This is a genomic window from Algihabitans sp., assembly GCF_965226985.1.
Lineage (GTDB): Bacteria > Pseudomonadota > Alphaproteobacteria > Kiloniellales > DSM-21159 > Algihabitans.
The window spans coordinates 4057549-4072048 of record NZ_OZ245712.1 but is presented as its reverse complement, the minus strand read 5'-3'; the positions used below and the strand labels follow the sequence as shown (position 1 = coordinate 4072048).

The 14500-nt window shown below is 63.2% G+C and carries 18 protein-coding genes; 7 read left to right on the top strand and 11 right to left on the bottom strand.

What is annotated here, in order from left to right:
- Positions 1-63: 63 nt before the first annotated feature.
- The gene (locus ACO054_RS18660) at positions 64-1026 is read left to right on the top strand and encodes a DMT family transporter (protein WP_421708091.1); all 963 of its coding nucleotides are present in this window, start codon (positions 64-66) and stop codon (positions 1024-1026) included.
- A gap of 15 nt (positions 1027-1041) precedes the next feature.
- On the opposite strand, the gene ACO054_RS18655 is transcribed toward ACO054_RS18660, so the two are convergent.
- The 3 genes from ACO054_RS18655 to ACO054_RS18645 all read right to left on the bottom strand — a co-directional run bounded on the left by ACO054_RS18655 (position 1042) and on the right by ACO054_RS18645 (position 4113).
- Positions 1042-1542, bottom strand: a complete 501-nt coding sequence (locus ACO054_RS18655) for a PAS domain-containing protein (RefSeq protein WP_421708090.1) — start codon at positions 1540-1542, stop codon at positions 1042-1044.
- 350 nt (positions 1543-1892) lie between these two features.
- On the bottom strand, positions 1893-2996 hold the full coding sequence (locus ACO054_RS18650) for a MaoC family dehydratase (protein WP_421708089.1): 1104 nt from the start codon (positions 2994-2996) through the stop codon (positions 1893-1895).
- Between the two features lie 229 nt (positions 2997-3225).
- Positions 3226-4113 carry an HpcH/HpaI aldolase/citrate lyase family protein gene (locus ACO054_RS18645; RefSeq protein ID WP_421708088.1) on the bottom strand — a complete coding sequence of 296 codons (888 nt, stop codon included), beginning with the start codon at positions 4111-4113 and terminating at the stop codon, positions 3226-3228.
- Positions 4114-4268: 155 nt separating this feature from the next.
- Here ACO054_RS18645 and pdxY point away from each other — a divergent pair, with 155 nt between their 5' ends.
- Positions 4269-5126 carry a pyridoxal kinase PdxY gene (gene pdxY, locus ACO054_RS18640; protein ID WP_421708087.1) on the top strand — a complete coding sequence of 286 codons (858 nt, stop codon included), beginning with the start codon at positions 4269-4271 and terminating at the stop codon, positions 5124-5126.
- Positions 5127-5219: 93 nt separating this feature from the next.
- On the opposite strand, the gene ACO054_RS18635 is transcribed toward pdxY, so the two are convergent.
- The gene (locus tag ACO054_RS18635; RefSeq protein ID WP_421708086.1) at positions 5220-6239 is read right to left on the bottom strand and encodes an aspartate-semialdehyde dehydrogenase; all 1020 of its coding nucleotides are present in this window, start codon (positions 6237-6239) and stop codon (positions 5220-5222) included.
- Positions 6240-6359: 120 nt separating this feature from the next.
- Here ACO054_RS18635 and ACO054_RS18630 point away from each other — a divergent pair, with 120 nt between their 5' ends.
- A complete protein-coding gene (locus tag ACO054_RS18630) occupies positions 6360-6695 on the top strand; it encodes an Mpo1-like protein (RefSeq protein ID WP_421708085.1) in 336 nt (111 codons plus the stop codon).
- A 14-nt stretch (positions 6696-6709) separates the two neighbouring features.
- Here the strand turns inward: ACO054_RS18630 and ACO054_RS18625 are convergent, their stop codons facing one another.
- Together ACO054_RS18625 and ACO054_RS18620 are read right to left on the bottom strand one after the other, a co-directional pair.
- Positions 6710-7744 carry a DUF6352 family protein gene (locus ACO054_RS18625; protein WP_421708084.1) on the bottom strand — a complete coding sequence of 345 codons (1035 nt, stop codon included), beginning with the start codon at positions 7742-7744 and terminating at the stop codon, positions 6710-6712.
- 187 nt (positions 7745-7931) lie between these two features.
- Complete coding sequence (locus ACO054_RS18620) at positions 7932-8459, bottom strand: nuclear transport factor 2 family protein (RefSeq protein ID WP_421708083.1); 528 nt, start codon at positions 8457-8459, stop codon at positions 7932-7934.
- A 229-nt stretch (positions 8460-8688) separates the two neighbouring features.
- On the opposite strand from ACO054_RS18620, the gene ACO054_RS18615 reads away from it, so the two are divergent.
- Positions 8689-9081, top strand: coding sequence for an NADH:ubiquinone oxidoreductase subunit NDUFA12 (locus ACO054_RS18615; RefSeq protein WP_421708082.1), 393 nt, complete (start codon positions 8689-8691; stop codon positions 9079-9081).
- A gap of 93 nt (positions 9082-9174) precedes the next feature.
- Entirely contained in the window at positions 9175-9666 is a 492-nt protein-coding gene (mlaD, locus tag ACO054_RS18610) for an outer membrane lipid asymmetry maintenance protein MlaD (RefSeq protein WP_421708081.1), read from the top strand.
- Positions 9667-9694: 28 nt separating this feature from the next.
- Here mlaD and ACO054_RS18605 read toward each other — a convergent pair whose 3' ends face one another.
- Positions 9695-10537: a mechanosensitive ion channel family protein gene (locus ACO054_RS18605; protein WP_421708080.1), complete on the bottom strand. Its 843-nt coding sequence runs from the start codon at positions 10535-10537 to the stop codon at positions 9695-9697.
- Between the two features lie 155 nt (positions 10538-10692).
- Here ACO054_RS18605 and ACO054_RS18600 point away from each other — a divergent pair, with 155 nt between their 5' ends.
- Both ACO054_RS18600 and ACO054_RS18595 read left to right on the top strand, forming a co-directional pair.
- Positions 10693-10935, top strand: coding sequence for a hypothetical protein (locus ACO054_RS18600; protein ID WP_421708079.1), 243 nt, complete (start codon positions 10693-10695; stop codon positions 10933-10935).
- On the top strand, positions 10932-11426 hold the full coding sequence (locus ACO054_RS18595) for a DUF2155 domain-containing protein (protein ID WP_421708078.1): 495 nt from the start codon (positions 10932-10934) through the stop codon (positions 11424-11426). The genes ACO054_RS18600 and ACO054_RS18595 overlap by 4 nt, the downstream gene beginning before the upstream one ends.
- Before the next feature lie 3 nt (positions 11427-11429).
- Here ACO054_RS18595 and aat read toward each other — a convergent pair whose 3' ends face one another.
- Genes aat through aroQ form a run of 4 tightly spaced genes read right to left on the bottom strand, consistent with a single transcriptional unit; the run spans position 11430 to position 14407 of the window.
- Positions 11430-12086, bottom strand: a complete 657-nt coding sequence (gene aat / locus ACO054_RS18590; protein WP_421708077.1) for a leucyl/phenylalanyl-tRNA--protein transferase — start codon at positions 12084-12086, stop codon at positions 11430-11432.
- A 55-nt stretch (positions 12087-12141) separates the two neighbouring features.
- Positions 12142-13488 carry an acetyl-CoA carboxylase biotin carboxylase subunit gene (gene accC / locus ACO054_RS18585; protein ID WP_421708076.1) on the bottom strand — a complete coding sequence of 449 codons (1347 nt, stop codon included), beginning with the start codon at positions 13486-13488 and terminating at the stop codon, positions 12142-12144.
- Positions 13489-13507: 19 nt separating this feature from the next.
- A complete protein-coding gene (gene accB, locus ACO054_RS18580; protein ID WP_421708075.1) occupies positions 13508-13948 on the bottom strand; it encodes an acetyl-CoA carboxylase biotin carboxyl carrier protein in 441 nt (146 codons plus the stop codon).
- A complete protein-coding gene (aroQ, locus tag ACO054_RS18575; RefSeq protein ID WP_421708074.1) occupies positions 13949-14407 on the bottom strand; it encodes a type II 3-dehydroquinate dehydratase in 459 nt (152 codons plus the stop codon).
- Between the last annotated feature and the right edge of the window lie 93 nt (positions 14408-14500).

Here is a 14500-nt window from a genome sequence, read left to right as displayed (position 1 = left end):
AAAGCGGAGAGCCCTTCGCCGGTTCGCATGTTATCGCACGGCTCCTGGAATCGGAGGGCTGGCATGGCAGGTGCGATCGGACCGCAAGAGGTGAAACAACTTAAGGGCATGAGCGCAGGGGTCTGGGCTCTGGTGCTAACCCTTTCCGTCGTCTGGGGCGGATCCTTCTTCTTCGTCGAGATCGCCGTCACCGAGCTGCCGCCCCTGACGATCGTGCTGCTACGCGTCGGGTTGGCTGCGATCACGTTACATCTGGTGCTACGCCTTGCCGGCCAAGGGCTGCCCTCGACTCCGGCAGTTTGGGGCGCCTTCTTCGGCATGGGACTGCTCAACAACGCCATCCCCTTCAGCCTGCTCGTCTGGGGCCAGACGCATATCGCCTCCGGCCTCGCCGCGATTCTCAACGCCACCACGCCGCTCTTCGGAGTGATCGTCGCCGGAGCTTTGCTGGCGGACGAGCGGGCCACCTGGTCGAAGGTGGCGGGCGTCGTCGTCGGCTTCGCGGGAGCCGTCGTCATGATCGGGTTTGGTGCGCTTGAGGGATTGGGGAGCGACCTCGTTGCCCAGTTGGCCTGCCTGGGCGCCGCCCTTTCCTATGCCTTTGCCGGGGCCTTCGGTCGGCGCTTCAGGCGCCTCGGCATCACACCGCTGCAGACGGCAACCGGGCAGGTCACCGCCTCCAGCCTGCTTCTGTTGCCGATGGCCCTGGTTTTCGAGCAGCCCTGGACCCTGCCCCTGCCGAGCCTGGAAACAGGGCTCGCCGTCATTGCCCTCGCGGTTCTGGCGACAGCCTTCGCCTATATCCTCTACTTCCGCATCCTCGCGGTGGCCGGCGCGACGAACCTGCTGCTGGTGACCTTCCTGGTTCCGGTCACGGCGATCCTTCTAGGATCTTTGGTCTTGGGAGAGCGCCTCTCCACGGAGCACTTCGCCGGAATGATGCTGATCGCCCTCGGGTTGGCAGCGATCGACGGCCGGCCGCTTCGCTGGATCGCCGAGCGTCGCGGTCGGGCAGATAGACCTTGAGAGTAGCTTCTGATCTTAGAGAGTGCACTCGGAGACGGTTTTGCAGAAGTCGCCACTGGTGAGAAGGAAGCCGATCCGCGAACTCTCTGGACGCGCGGTCAGCGGCAGGACCAGGGCCTCCATCGTGACCGCGCCCTCATCTTGCAGGATGTCACCGTCTTCCTGACCGTAGCCGTAGCGCTGCCAGAGGGGTAGACCGGCCTCCAGGCAGTGGTACAGGACCTCACAGCTCTGGAAGTTGCCGCAGCGGTTGTGCCGGTCCTCGACGATCTGGCCACGGCGCACGCCCAAGCCGCGCACCCATTCCCCGACGAGACGATAGGAGAGGGCACCGTCCGGCTGAACGTCGATCAAGCAGAGATGAGGCAAGACGTTGCGAAGCGCCACGGGGTCGATTTCCGCCTTGTCCGGCCAGGCTGCACACTCCCCCTCGACCAGCTTGAACCAGTAGTCGGCAACCTGCCGATTAAGCGGTGATTGCAAAAGATCGAGACACCGGGGTTCGAGCGGTTTCATGAGCGTTCCACTCCAAAACGCAGGCCCCATAAGGATCTCTGCATTCGAGAGAGCTCCTGCAGAAACCTGCAAAAGTCGAAAAACCTATATAAAATTCACGTCCTGAGTGTCTTTTTGACATAAAACTGATCATAAAGTCTTAACGCTGGCCCATCCGCCGATTAAGAGGGCTCGAGGCAACTCGAAAAGATGCCTTTAGCTGGTCGGGCCCCAAGACGGGGTATGAGGATCAGAACGGGCTGCAGAGATCAAAACGCATCCACGACTCCAGACCTAATCTGGAGGAGCGCGAGAGTACGATTTGGGCCTTTGACGGACGTGACGCTGCTTACGTCAAAGATGATCGCGCCCTAACCGACGTGCTTGACCCGTCTCGGCATGAGCACGGAGTAATCGAACTCCAGAACCACGTCGGGATGAGGCTTTCCCTCCTCGCCAATTGCCGGATAGGCGGAGGCGGAACTGTTCTTCGTGGCACGGGTGAGCAGCCGCAGCAGACCCAGATCCGGGCGGCCCGGCACCTCGTCCCTCTCCACGACTTCGCTCCAGGCGAACAGCGTGTCGCCGGCAAAGGTCGGATTGGTGTGCCGCCCGCCGTGGATCGCCACGATGCGGAAAGCGTTGGCGAGACCGTTGAAGCTGAGCGCTCTGGCCATCGAGATGATATGGCCGCCATAGACGATCCGCTTTCCGAAACGTCCCGCGTCGGCAAACAGCTGATCGAAATGGACCTTGGCCGTGTTCTGGTAGAGGCGAGTCGCGGTCTGGTGTTCGGCTTCCTCGAGAGTCATGCCATCGGCATGGTCGATCTTCTCGCCGACGGCATAATCGTCCCAGAGATGGGCGCTGCCGGCGAGCTGGAGATCGTAGAGTTGCAGGCGTAAGTCGCGCGGAATCAGAAGACGCTCGACCGGAACGGACTCCATCAGCTTGGGGATCGTGGCCTCGGGCACCGAAACACGTCCCGGGTCGCGCTTGCGGACCATCACCCAGCGCACGTAGTCGAGCACCATCTCATGATGACCGTTGACGCCCCGCGTCCGCACCCAAACCACGCCCGACTGTCCGTCCGAGGTCTCGCGCAGTCCGATCACCTCGCTGGTCGCGCTCAGCGTATCCCCGGGATAGATCGGTGCTCCAAAGCGCCCTTCCGCATAGCCCAGATTCGCGACCGCGTTGATCGATACGTCAGGCACCGTCTTGCCGAAGACCGTATGGAAGACCAGCAGGTCGTCGAGAGGCGCTTTCGGATAGCCGAGCGACCTGGCGAAGTCGTCGGAAGAATGCAGGGCGAAGCGGCTGCCGGTCAGCCCTGTGTAGAGAGAGGCATCGCCCGCGGTCAGAGTCCGCGGCGTGGCATGCACCAGGGTCTCGCCAAGCCGGAAGTCCTCGAAGAAGCGGCCAGGGTCTGTCTTCAGGCTGGGCTTGGCGACTAGAGGACTTTCCGGACTCATAGACGGCTATCGCTCCCACTTCCGTCACGCGCGGCTCGCGGCGGATGGAAGCGAACACAGGACAGCGCGCGCTGCAATGCAAAAAAAGCCGGATATCGTTCGGGCCGATCAGCCGCGAGCTGCAGCCAATGGCCGGTCAGATGTGTGTGTGTGTGTGGGGGGGGGGGGGGGGGTACGGTCAATATGCACGCAAATGGCTGCGCCCTGGGTGAACGCCCAGACTCACCCGCTAGGCCGCCTCCGCCTCCAGGTCCGAAATGGACTTGGCCAGAGCGACGGTCCGTTCAGCGTCCTCGACATGCAGATTCTCGATCAGTTTGCCGTCGAGCACGACGACGCCCTGGCCGGCCCGGGTCGCCTCCGCATGGGCCTCGATGATCCGCTTGGCCTGCGCGACGTCGTCGTCGGAGGGGGCGAAAGCCGCATTGGCCGCAGCGACGGTCTTGGGATGGATCAACGTCTTTCCGTCCATGCCCAGGTCGCGACCCTGACGGCACTGGGCCTCGAAACCTTCGGAATCGTTCAGATCCAGGTGGACGCCATCGACGACGGCCAGACCCTGCGCGCGCGCCGCCAGGACGCAGAGGCTCAAGGAGGTCAACACCGGCAGCCGCTCGGGCGTGTGCTTGGCATTGAGATCCTTGACAAGGTCGCTGGTCCCCATGACCAGGCAGGTCAGGCGAGAGCTGGCGCCGGCGATCGAGGCAGCCTCGAGGATACCCAGCGGCGTCTCCATCATGCACATGATACCCATGGTATCGGCCGCGCCGGCTGCAACCATCAGGCGCTCGACTTCCTGCACGAGATCGGCGCTCTCGACTTTCGGGATCAGGATCGCATCGGCGGCGGTCGGGGCGATCGCAGCGATGTCATCGCGCCCCCAGGGACTGTCGAGACCGTTGACACGCACGATGATCTCGCGCCGGCCGTAACCGCCTTCGCCGAGAGCAGCAACGATGTTCGCGCGCGCCTGCTGCTTGGCGTCGGGCGCGACCGCATCCTCCAGATCCAGGATCAGGGCGTCCGCGGGTATGGCCCGCCCCTTCTCGAGCGCGCGGGTGTTGGAGCCGGGCATGTAAAGTACGCTGCGGCGTGGCCGCGCGGTCGCCTGGGTCATGAAGGAGTCTCCCTGGTCTCTCGGTCTCGGACGTCGAAGATACGGATAGGATACGGAAACCTGGCGATCCGCCAGTCGGCGCGGACTATAACGGGCGCTCCGCCTGTGGCAAGCTATGCGCCCGCCTTGTGACGATCCCGTCAGTCCGGCTCCAGATGCCCATTCTGTCCATCCAATCGCACGTCTGCTTCGGGACCGTCGGCAATCGCGCGGCCGGCTTTCTGCTGCAGCGGCTGGGTTTCGAGGTTTGGGCGGTCAACAGCGTGCAGTTCTCCAATCACACGGGCTACGGGTCCTGGAGCGGCGAGACGACCTCACCTGAAACGGTGGCGCAGTTGATCGAGGGAGTCCTGGCCCGGAGTACAGCCGGCAATTGCCAAGCGATCCTGTCCGGCTATCTGGGCACCGCGCCTCTTGGCGAGACCATTCTGGATGCTGTCGCCCGCTTGCAAGGCGAAAGCTCCGACGTCCTCTACTGCTGCGACCCGGTGATGGGTGATCATGGCCGCGGTCTCTTCGTTCAACCTGATATTCCGGCATTCCTGGCAGAACGCGCGCTACCCGCGGCGAACCTGCTGACCCCCAACCTTTTCGAGCTTGAACTACTGAGCGGCCGCACGATTCGAACCCTCCAGGAAGCGGTGGCGGCGGCGCGCAATCTCATAGAGAGAGGACCGAGCCTCGTGCTGGTCACGTCGTTGCGTCACCAAACGAGCGAGACGGACGAGATCGAAATGCTTGCCGTTACTGCGGACGTCGCCTGGCGCGTCGCCACGCCGCTGCTCGCACTGCGACCGCCGCCTGGCGGCCTCGGCGACGCCACCACGGCCCTTTTTCTGGCTCACTATCTTAAGAGCGCCGACCCTCGGCACGCGCTAGAGGCCTGTAGCGCGGCAGTCTACGAGATCGTTTTGGCAACCGCTGCGCGTGGGGACCGGGAGCTGGCTCTTGTCGACGCACAGGACTGCGTTGTCGTGCCGCGTCACCGCTTCACGGCAAAGCTCGTCACCTAGAGCAAGTGCAATCCGGCCCGAAATCAGATGTTTAGAGCGTTCTTCTCGTGAGCGCATGGAACCGCTTCGCGGCTCCGCCGAGCACAAAACGCTCTAGGCGGCCAAATAGTCGCTCGCCAGTTTCTCCGCGATCTGAACGGCGTTCAGCGCCGCGCCCTTGCGCAGGTTGTCGGAGACGACCCAGAACGACAATCCATTGTCGACCGTTGGGTCGCTACGCAAGCGGCTTACGTAGACAGCGTCCTCTCCCGCCGATTCGACCGGCGTGACGTAGCCCTCGTCGGCGCGATGATCGATCAAGGTGACGCCCTCGGCCTCCTTAAGAGCGGCGCGCGCCTCGACTTCGTCGAGCGGAGTCTCGAACTCGACGCTCACCGACTCGCCGTGACCGATAAAGACCGGCACGCGCACACAGGTCGCCTGTACCTTGATGGAGGGATCGAGAATCTTCTTCGTCTCCACCATCATCTTCCACTCTTCTTTGGTGGAGCCGTCCTCCATGAAGACGTCGATGTGGGGGATGACATTGAAGGCGATCTGCTTGGTGAAGTTTTCCTTCTTCATGGGATCGTTTACATAGACGGCCCGCGTCTGATTGAAGAGCTCGTCCATCGCCTCCTTCCCGCCGCCGGAAACGGATTGGTAGGTCGCAACCACGACCCGCTTGATGCGAGCGAGTTCGTGCAGAGGCTTCAGGGCGACCACCATCTGAATGGTCGAGCAGTTGGGATTGGCAATGATGTGCTTCTTGCCGTAGTCGGCGATGGCCTGCGGGTTCACCTCCGGCACCACCAGCGGTACGTCCGGGTCCATGCGGAAGTGGCTGGTGTTGTCGATCACCACGGCACCGGCTCGCGCAGCCCTGGGCGCGTATTCCGAGGACACCTTGGCACCGGGCGAAAAGAGCGCGATGTCGACCCCGGTGAAGTCGTAGCGGGCCAGATCCTGCACATCCAGGATGTCGTCCTCGCCGTAAGACACCTGCTGGCCGGCCGAGCGTTCGCTGGCCAAGGCCACGACTTCGTCCGCCGGAAACTCGCGTTCGGCCAGGGTTTTCAGAATCTCATGTCCGACCGCACCGGTAGCACCGACGACCGCAACCTTGTAGCCCATGGCCAGTATCCGCATATCTCAGTAAGTCAGGAGGACGCGCAGACTAGCGGCGCCCTTCGGATTTGCAAGCTAGGAAGCGAGGCCCCCGAGGGAAAGCGGGACACCGAGGGAAAGCGGGACATGGCCGATCTGCCCGAAGCGAAGACCTACTCCGAGTTCTGGCCCATTTATCTGGGCGAGCACCGTCGACCGGCGACCCGCGCCCTGCACTACGTCGGTACGGCACTAGGACTGGCCATTCTCGGCGGAGCTATCGCCACTCAGACTTGGTGGCTCGTGCTGGCCGCCATCGTCTCAGGCTACGCCTTCGCCTGGATCGCCCATGCCACGGTCGAGCGCAATCGGCCGGCGACCTTCACTTATCCCGCCTGGTCGCTGATCAGCGACTTCCGGATGTTCTTTCTCTGGCTGGCCGGGCGGCTCGAACCGGAACTGAGACGCCACGGCATTCGCTGAAACGATAACGCCGGTCAGGAGCGTCGAGCCAACGGCAGGTTGACCAGAAGGTTTTGCGGCTTGAGCTTGAGATTGCTGGCTTCGTCCATGCTGAGAGCCAGGTATACCGGCCGGCCGGCAATATCGGGACGCATGTCGGCCGTGTCGCGGAACTCCAATCTGAACAGCGACAGCAGACGCGCGAGGCGAACCTCCCCGACCTCGTTACCGTCGTAGAGGTCGTTGAGCAGCCGCGTGCCCTCAGTGTCCAGGCCGATATGCCAGAGCCAGCGTTCGTCGCTGATCTCCTGTACCGGCTGCAGCGAAACCTCGACGGCCAGGAAATGTCGGACCCAAGCCTCCAGCACCCGGCAGAGAGCATCCAACCCGTCGCCAGCGAAATTGAGGTTCAGCACCGTGTCGAAGCGGGTATCGCGGGTCCAGTAGAGCTCGGCATTTTCCTCGCCCAGCACCTCCAGTTCGATCGTGCGCAGGGGTGTCTGAGCTTCGGCGACCAGTTTGCCGAGAGATCCGAACCCCCCTGTGGAGGCATACATCTCGACGGTCTCAGCATCCGCCGCCATGATGTGGCCTTCGTTGATCGTAACCTTCTGCTCGCGAAACAGCAGCTCTGCGGCCCGGGCGCGCAGGGGATAGTCCGTTCCTTCCAGCACTCGCCGCACCACCACTTGGGCGAGTTGATCGTAGAAGAGCGGTGGAATCGGCGGCTGCCCCCGCCCGGGGTCGGGCGGATCCGCGAAGAGCCCGAGATAGGCGGCCTCCACGGTTCCCGCTGCGATCAGGCGATCGCGAAAGGCCAGCACGATCCGATAGGTCTCGATCGCATCCGGGTCTTCGAGCGCAGCCAAGCGCTCGTCCGAAACGGCCTCTCGCGGGTTCGTCAGCAGGTGGCCGTGCAGCTGGCGTTCGGCATCGTTGGACTCCTCGACCGGACGCACCTCCGGCCGGTTGAAATAGGCGCGTAGAAAGTCGTCGGTGATTCGAAGATGACCTGAGTCGTTCGGCTCCAATAGGTGGAAGCCGCTGTCGCGCCAAAAGTCCTGCACCATGAAACCAGTCTGCCCCGCCCTGTCCGCCTGTCTCGCCTGCATGCCTATATCGCCGGGCGGCGCCCGGCTGTCCAGCACGCGCCGCTTCAAAGGACCCTCGTCAGTCGCAACGAGGCAGGGCGAGGCGGCAGTGTCAATCTCAAGGGGCGGGTCAATCTCAAGGGGCGGGTCAATCGCCAGGGGCGGGTCAATCGCCAGGGGCCGGAGTGTCGCGGACCCAGTCATTGCCGCGCTGATGCGTCATTTCGAAGGTCATGGCAGTGACTTTCCAACCCTGCGGTGTCCGCAGGAGTTCGTGCGTATAGTTCCCCCAGACCTCCCAGAGCGGATCGCCATTACCCTCCATCCGGTTCCAGGCATAGCCCTGCGAGTAGACAGTCGCTCGGTCGCCGTCGAGCGTCACCAGACCGTGGCCGCGTTGATGGTGGCTCTGCTTCTGCGGCCCGAGATTTGCAGACCAGGCAGCGATCAGGCCGTCCGCCGGAATCGTTGCTGGCGGAGCGCCGCTGAGCGAGGAGAAGTCGACTCGGATCTCGTCGACGAAAAACGAACGGGCACGCTCCCAGTCCTTGCGATCCACGGCGATCTCGATCTCCGTCGGCACTCTCTGCACAGCCAACTCGTCTGCGATCTGATCGGCCGTTCGAGCCGAAGCGGGAGACTGCAGGATCGCATAGCCAAGCACCGCACAGGCAAAAGCCGCCAAGACTTTCATCATAGGTCTCCCATCGCATCATCGGAATGAGCAATCCGTCGACCGACCAGTCGACAGGCGCAGCTTCACAGATGGTGAACCAAGGAGCAGATCCTAGATGAGGCCTCGGCGGTCCTTCGCTAAGGCTCTGTAAATCTCCGCGAGAATAACGTTAGGGCAGAGGGTTGGCGGTGCCTGCGTATCGCTGGACGCTCGGCGGCAGAGGTGCGATAGTCGCGCCGCTTCCAGGATGGCTACGAACAGAGACATGACGTCACTCGGAACCAAGCTATTTACATGGCTGAACGGCGAGCCGGTCGGCTCCGACGCTCAGGGAAACAAGTACTTTCGCGATAAGCGCGGTCCGCTGAAGCGTAGGGATTCGCTTCGGCGCGAGCGGCGCTGGGTGGTCTACGCCGGCAAGGTCGAAGCCTCGCGCGTACCGCCCGACTGGCATGCCTGGCTGCACCACACGACCGACGATCCGCCGCCCGAGGGCGGCACGCCACGCCGAGTCTGGATGAAGGAACACCAACCCAACCAGACCGGCACCGGAGAGGCTTATCGTCCGCCGGGGCACACCTTGGAGGGCGGTCGCCGCGACCGAGCTACGGGCGACTACGAGGCCTGGTCGCCGGAGTAAGCCGACGATTATATTTTTGGTTTTGAAAACCACCGGCAAGAGCGCATACGGCAAAGCCAAGCGAGCCGCTGAGGGGGAGCAAGTTACCGACCCATGAAGCGAAACATTATCGAGACCGTGATGGGCGGCGTCGTGTTGGTCATTGCCGCCGCCTTCGTCGCCTTCGCCTTCAACGCCAGCGGCCTGCGCACAGTGGGTGGATATTCCGTGTCGGCCGTCTTCGACGACGCCAGCGGCATTTCACCGGGTGCCGACGTCCGCATGAGCGGCGTCAAGGTTGGGACGGTGACCGCTCAGGAACTGGACCCCAACACCTTCTTCGCCGAAGTCACGCTGTCAATCGAGGACCGCATTCAGTTGCCCGACGACACCTCGGCGCGAATCGTTCCCGAGGGTCTGCTGGGTGGAAACTACATCGAACTGCAGCCCGGCGGCGCCCTGGAGAATCTGCAGCCCGGCGGCAGGATCGAGTATACGCAGGGCGCCATCAACGTGGTCGATCTGCTCGGCCGCTTCATCTTCGGCGGCAGCGACAGTGGCGGCAGTCAGCCCAGCGGCGGGGGCGGCGGCTTCGGGCCGAGCTGATCGCATCAGGGCTGACGCTTCGGGACCGTCAGCCTGGAATGGACAGGGCGCTGGGCGCCCCGACGATGTGAACGGCGCGTTGCGGGAAGGGAATCGAAATCCCGTCCCGGTCCAAGCGGTTCTTGAGCGCCTCGGTCATATCGAACTTGAGTCCCCAGTAGTCGCCGGCCTTGCACCAGATGCGCACCACGAGGTCGACCGAGGAGTCCCCGAGGCCCAGCACCGCCACCATCGGAGCCGGATCTGCGTGGGCCCGGGCGTCCTTGCCAATCTCGTCGAGAATCGCGGCCTTGGCCTCGGCGATATTGGCCTCGTAGCCGATACCCAACGTCAGATCGACCCGCCGCGTGTCGTGAAAGGAGTAGTTGTGGATCGACGCGCCCCACAGCTGCCCGTTCGGCACCACGACCTGGACGTTGTCGGGGGTAGCGAGTTCCGTAACGAAAAGCGTGATGCCCTTTACGGTTCCCGAGAGACCGGCGGCTTCGATGTAGTCGCCCATCTTGAATGGCCGGAAGAGCAGCAGCATGACACCCGCCGCCAGATTGCTGAGCGTTCCCTGCAAGGCGAGGCCGATGGCCAGGCCGGCGGCGCCGAAGACGGCGATCAGACTGGCCGTTTGCACGCCGAACTGCGCAAGGACCGCCAGGACCGTGAAGACGATGATGAAGTACTTGGCGAAGCTGGCGAAGAAACCACGCAGCGTCTCGTCGACCCGGCCCGTGCGTGCAAGCCCGTTCTCGACCATCCGCGCCACCCAACCGGCGATGATTAGGCCGATGAGCAGAATGAAGATCGCCCCGACGACGTTCAGTCCGTAGGTCGAGACGTAGAAGATCAAAGTATTCAGAACGTCGTCAGCGCTCTCCATAACGGCCCCCCACAGCCAAGATTTCACCGGCTACACTCCCGAACGAGAGCCCAGGTATCCGGCAATCGACACAAAGATACCACCACACAAGCGGGCTGTGGGTATTCCAGCGAAGCTGCCTTGCGAATGTCACGGCGGACGGTTAAGTCCCTCTCATGACGACCAAGGCATCCGACCGACCCGGCTTTGCACCGCCGACCTGGCACGACAACCAGGGCAAGCCACTGTCCTGTAAGGAGAAGATCAAGGTTCTGAACGAGAACCTTGAGGAGATTCGCGAGTTGGCCCAGGACGCTCTGGAGGACGGCATCTTGATGGGCGCCGAAGAAGCGCAGTTGCGCGAGACCCTTCAGCACCTGCTCGACTCTCTGCAGAATCCATACGGAGCCAAGGGATGAGCGGCTGTCGGCTAGGTCTCTTCGGGTTCATCGCCGCGCTGACCTATCTTTCGTCGGGATCGGTCTTGGCCCAGTTGGATCAAACCCAGCCTCTGCTTCAACGCGAAAACTGGCCGCCACCGACCTATCCCGTCGCCGTCCTTCAGGGTCTCGACAAGGTCACGGCGCGGATTTCCACCTTCGAGGCAGCGGTCGACCGGCCCGTGGATTTCGGCGGATTGGAAGTCGTGGTGCGCGCCTGTCACAAGACGCCGCCAACCGAGGCTCCGGAGGCCATCGCATTCCTTGAAATCGCGGAGATTCAATCGGATCGCCCGCGCAAGCCGGTCTACTCCGGCTGGATGTACGCCTCCTCCCCCGCTGTCGCGGCTCTGGAACACCCCGTCTACGATGTCTGGGTCAAGGACTGCTCCGAACAGTTCACGCAGGAGTCCTCCGAGGCATCGGCAGATGCACAAGAGGATCCGGCGGAGCCGACCGGAACCGAATAGCCTTCAGTCGAACTCGCGCAGCTGCTGCTCGACGTCCTCCGGGGCCAGATGGCGGGGGAAGACGGCCTGGCGCATCAGGGCCTTCGACAGGAGAGCGCGATAGTGACTGCGCGGTACGTCGACCGTGCCGAACTGGCGCAGATGCGGTGTAGTGAACTGCGTATCCAGTAGACCGAAACCGCCCTTGCGCAGGCGCATTACCAGATGCACCAGCGCCACCTTGCTGGCGTCGTTCTCGCGGCTGAACATCGATTCGCCGAAGAAGGCCGCCCCCAGCGCGACGCCATAGAGACCTCCGACGAGATGCTCTTCCCCGGTTTCTGGGTCCCTTCGCCAGGCTTCGACGGAGTGGCCGAAGCCCATGCGATGCAGTTCTCCGTAAAGCGCTTCGATGGTCGGGTTGATCCAGGTTTCGGGCCGATTGCCGGCTCGTTCGGCGCAGCAGCGGATAACCTCTGTAAAGGCCGTATTGACCCTCACATCGAAAAGACCGCGCTGGATCTTGCGTCTCAGCTTGCGCGGCACGTGCACCTCGTCGAGAGGCAGCAGACCCCGCATCTCCGGATCGATCCAATGGATCTCCGGATCGTCACGGCTTTCCGCCATCGGGAAAATGCCGACGGCATAGGCCCGCAGGAGCAACTCCGGCGTCAGCTGCATCTGCTTAGGTTACGGAATCCGGGGCGCGCGTCCAGAGGGGGCGAGCCTTGCAACCCTATTTGGCCTGGCCGTCGAGCCAAGCTTCGAGCCAATGAATGTTGTAGGAACCGTCGATGAAGTCGGCGGCCTGGATCAGACGGCGATGCAGCGGCAGGTTGGTGTCGATGCCCTCGACCACCATTTCCTCCAAGGCCCGGCGCAAGCGCATCAGGCATTCGTTGCGGTTTCGACCCTGGACGATCAGCTTGGCGACCAGGCTGTCGTAGTTGGGCGGGACGCGATATCCCCCATAAAGATGGGAATCCACGCGGACGCCTAGACCGCCTGGCGCATGATATTCCGTCACGCGACCCGGAGAAGGAACGAAGGTCTCGGCGTTCTCGGCGTTGATGCGGCACTCGATCGCATGCCCTTCGAAGACCAGTTGATCCTGGGTCAATTCCAGCGGCTGCCCGTTGGCGATACGAAGCTGCTCACGCACCAGGTCTATACCGGTAATCATCTCGCTGACCGGATGTTCCACCTGTAGGCGGGTGTTCATCTCGATGAAGTAGAACTCGCCGTCCTCGTAAAGGAATTCCAACGTACCCGCCGAGCGGTAGCCGAGCTTCCGGGTCGCGGTGATCGCGATCTCTCCGATACGCTCCCGCTCCGCGGCGTTCAGCGCCGGCGAGGGCGCTTCCTCGATGACCTTCTGGTGGCGCCGCTGAACCGAGCAGTCGCGTTCGCCGAGATGGATGACACCGCCCTGACCGTCGGCCAGAAGCTGAACCTCGATGTGGCGCGGCTTGGCCAGATACTTCTCCAGATAGACCTCGTCGTTGCCGAAGGCGGCCTTGGCCTCGGCCCGCGCGGCCTGGATCTGACCGACCAGCTCTTCCGGGGTTTTGGCTATCTTCATGCCGCGTCCACCTCCCCCGGCGGACGCCTTGATCAGCACCGGATATCCGATATCGGCGGCGACGGCGCGCGCCGCCTCCAGATCGCCGAGCGCGCCATCGGAGCCGGGCACGACGGGAATACCGAGAGACTTGGCGGCTTCCTTGGCCTTCACCTTGTCGCCCATCAGGGCGATGTGCTGCGGCTCCGGACCGACGAAGACGAAGCCGTGTTCCTCGACCATCGCAGCGAAGGTCGCGTTCTCCGAAAGAAAGCCGATCCCGGGGTGAATGGCATCCGCCCCGGTGATGGTCGCAGCCGAGAGGATCGCCGGCATATTGAGGTAGCTGCTGGCCGATGGCGGTGGGCCGATACAGACGGATTCGTCCGCCAAACGCACATGCATCGCGTCGGCGTCCGCCGTGGAGTGCACGGCGACGGTATGAATACCCATCTCGCGGCAGGCGCGGTGGATGCGCAGAGCGATTTCGCCACGGTTTGCGATCAGAACCTTTTCGAACACCGACCTGCCAGCTCCCGCCCTACTCGACGACGACCAGCGGCTCGCCGAACTCCACCGGCTTGCCGTCTTCGACCAGAATGGCCGTGACCTTGCCGCTGCGTGGCGAAGGCAGGTTGTTCATCACCTTCATCGCTTCGATGATCAGGAGTGTCTGACCTTCCCGCACCGTATCGCCGACCTGGATGAAGGGGGCGGCGCCGGGCTCGGGCGCCAGGTAGACGCTTCCGACCATCGGCGCGGCGACGGTGCCGGGGTGTGGACCGGCAGCCACTTCTTCCGCCGCCGGTGCCGGCGCGACGGCTGCGCTGGGCGCGGCCACGCTGGCCTGAACAGGCGCCGCTTGGCGGGCGACGCGCAGACGGCGATCATCGTCCTCGATCTCGATCTCGCTCAAGCCGGTCTCGTTCAAGAGCTCCGCCAGCTTGCGAATAGCCTCTTCGTCGATGGGAAACTTACTCACTCAAACCTCCACCTGGCTGCCGAGCATCTCTGCCAGAGCCTCGAGCGCCAGCAGGTAGCCCTGCCGACCCAAACCTATGATCACACCGTCGGCGGCCAGCGATACGTAGCTGTGATGGCGGAATACTTCCCGCCTGTGAATGTTGGAGAGGTGCACCTCGATCGTCGGCAACCGCACCGACTGGAGGGCGTCCAGCAGCGCGATCGAGCTATGGGTCAGGGCGCCCGGGTTGAGCAGCAACCCATCGAACTGGCCCGGAGCCTCCTGAATCCAATCGACCAGGGCACCTTCGTGATTCGACTGACGGCATTCCAAACCAAGGCCGAGTTCACCCGCACGCCGCCGGCAGGCTGCCTCCAGTTCGGACAGGGTTTCGCGACCGTAGATCTCCGGCTCGCGTTTTCCCAGCATATTGAGATTCGGCCCGTTTAACAGCAGGACCCGCGGCGCAGCGGCCACCTTTACCCCCGACGATTCGCTTAGTCGACCTTGGCGAAGGCCTAGCACGCGCCTGCGCAAGCAGCAACAAAGGGGAACCCCGAAGGAGGCCCT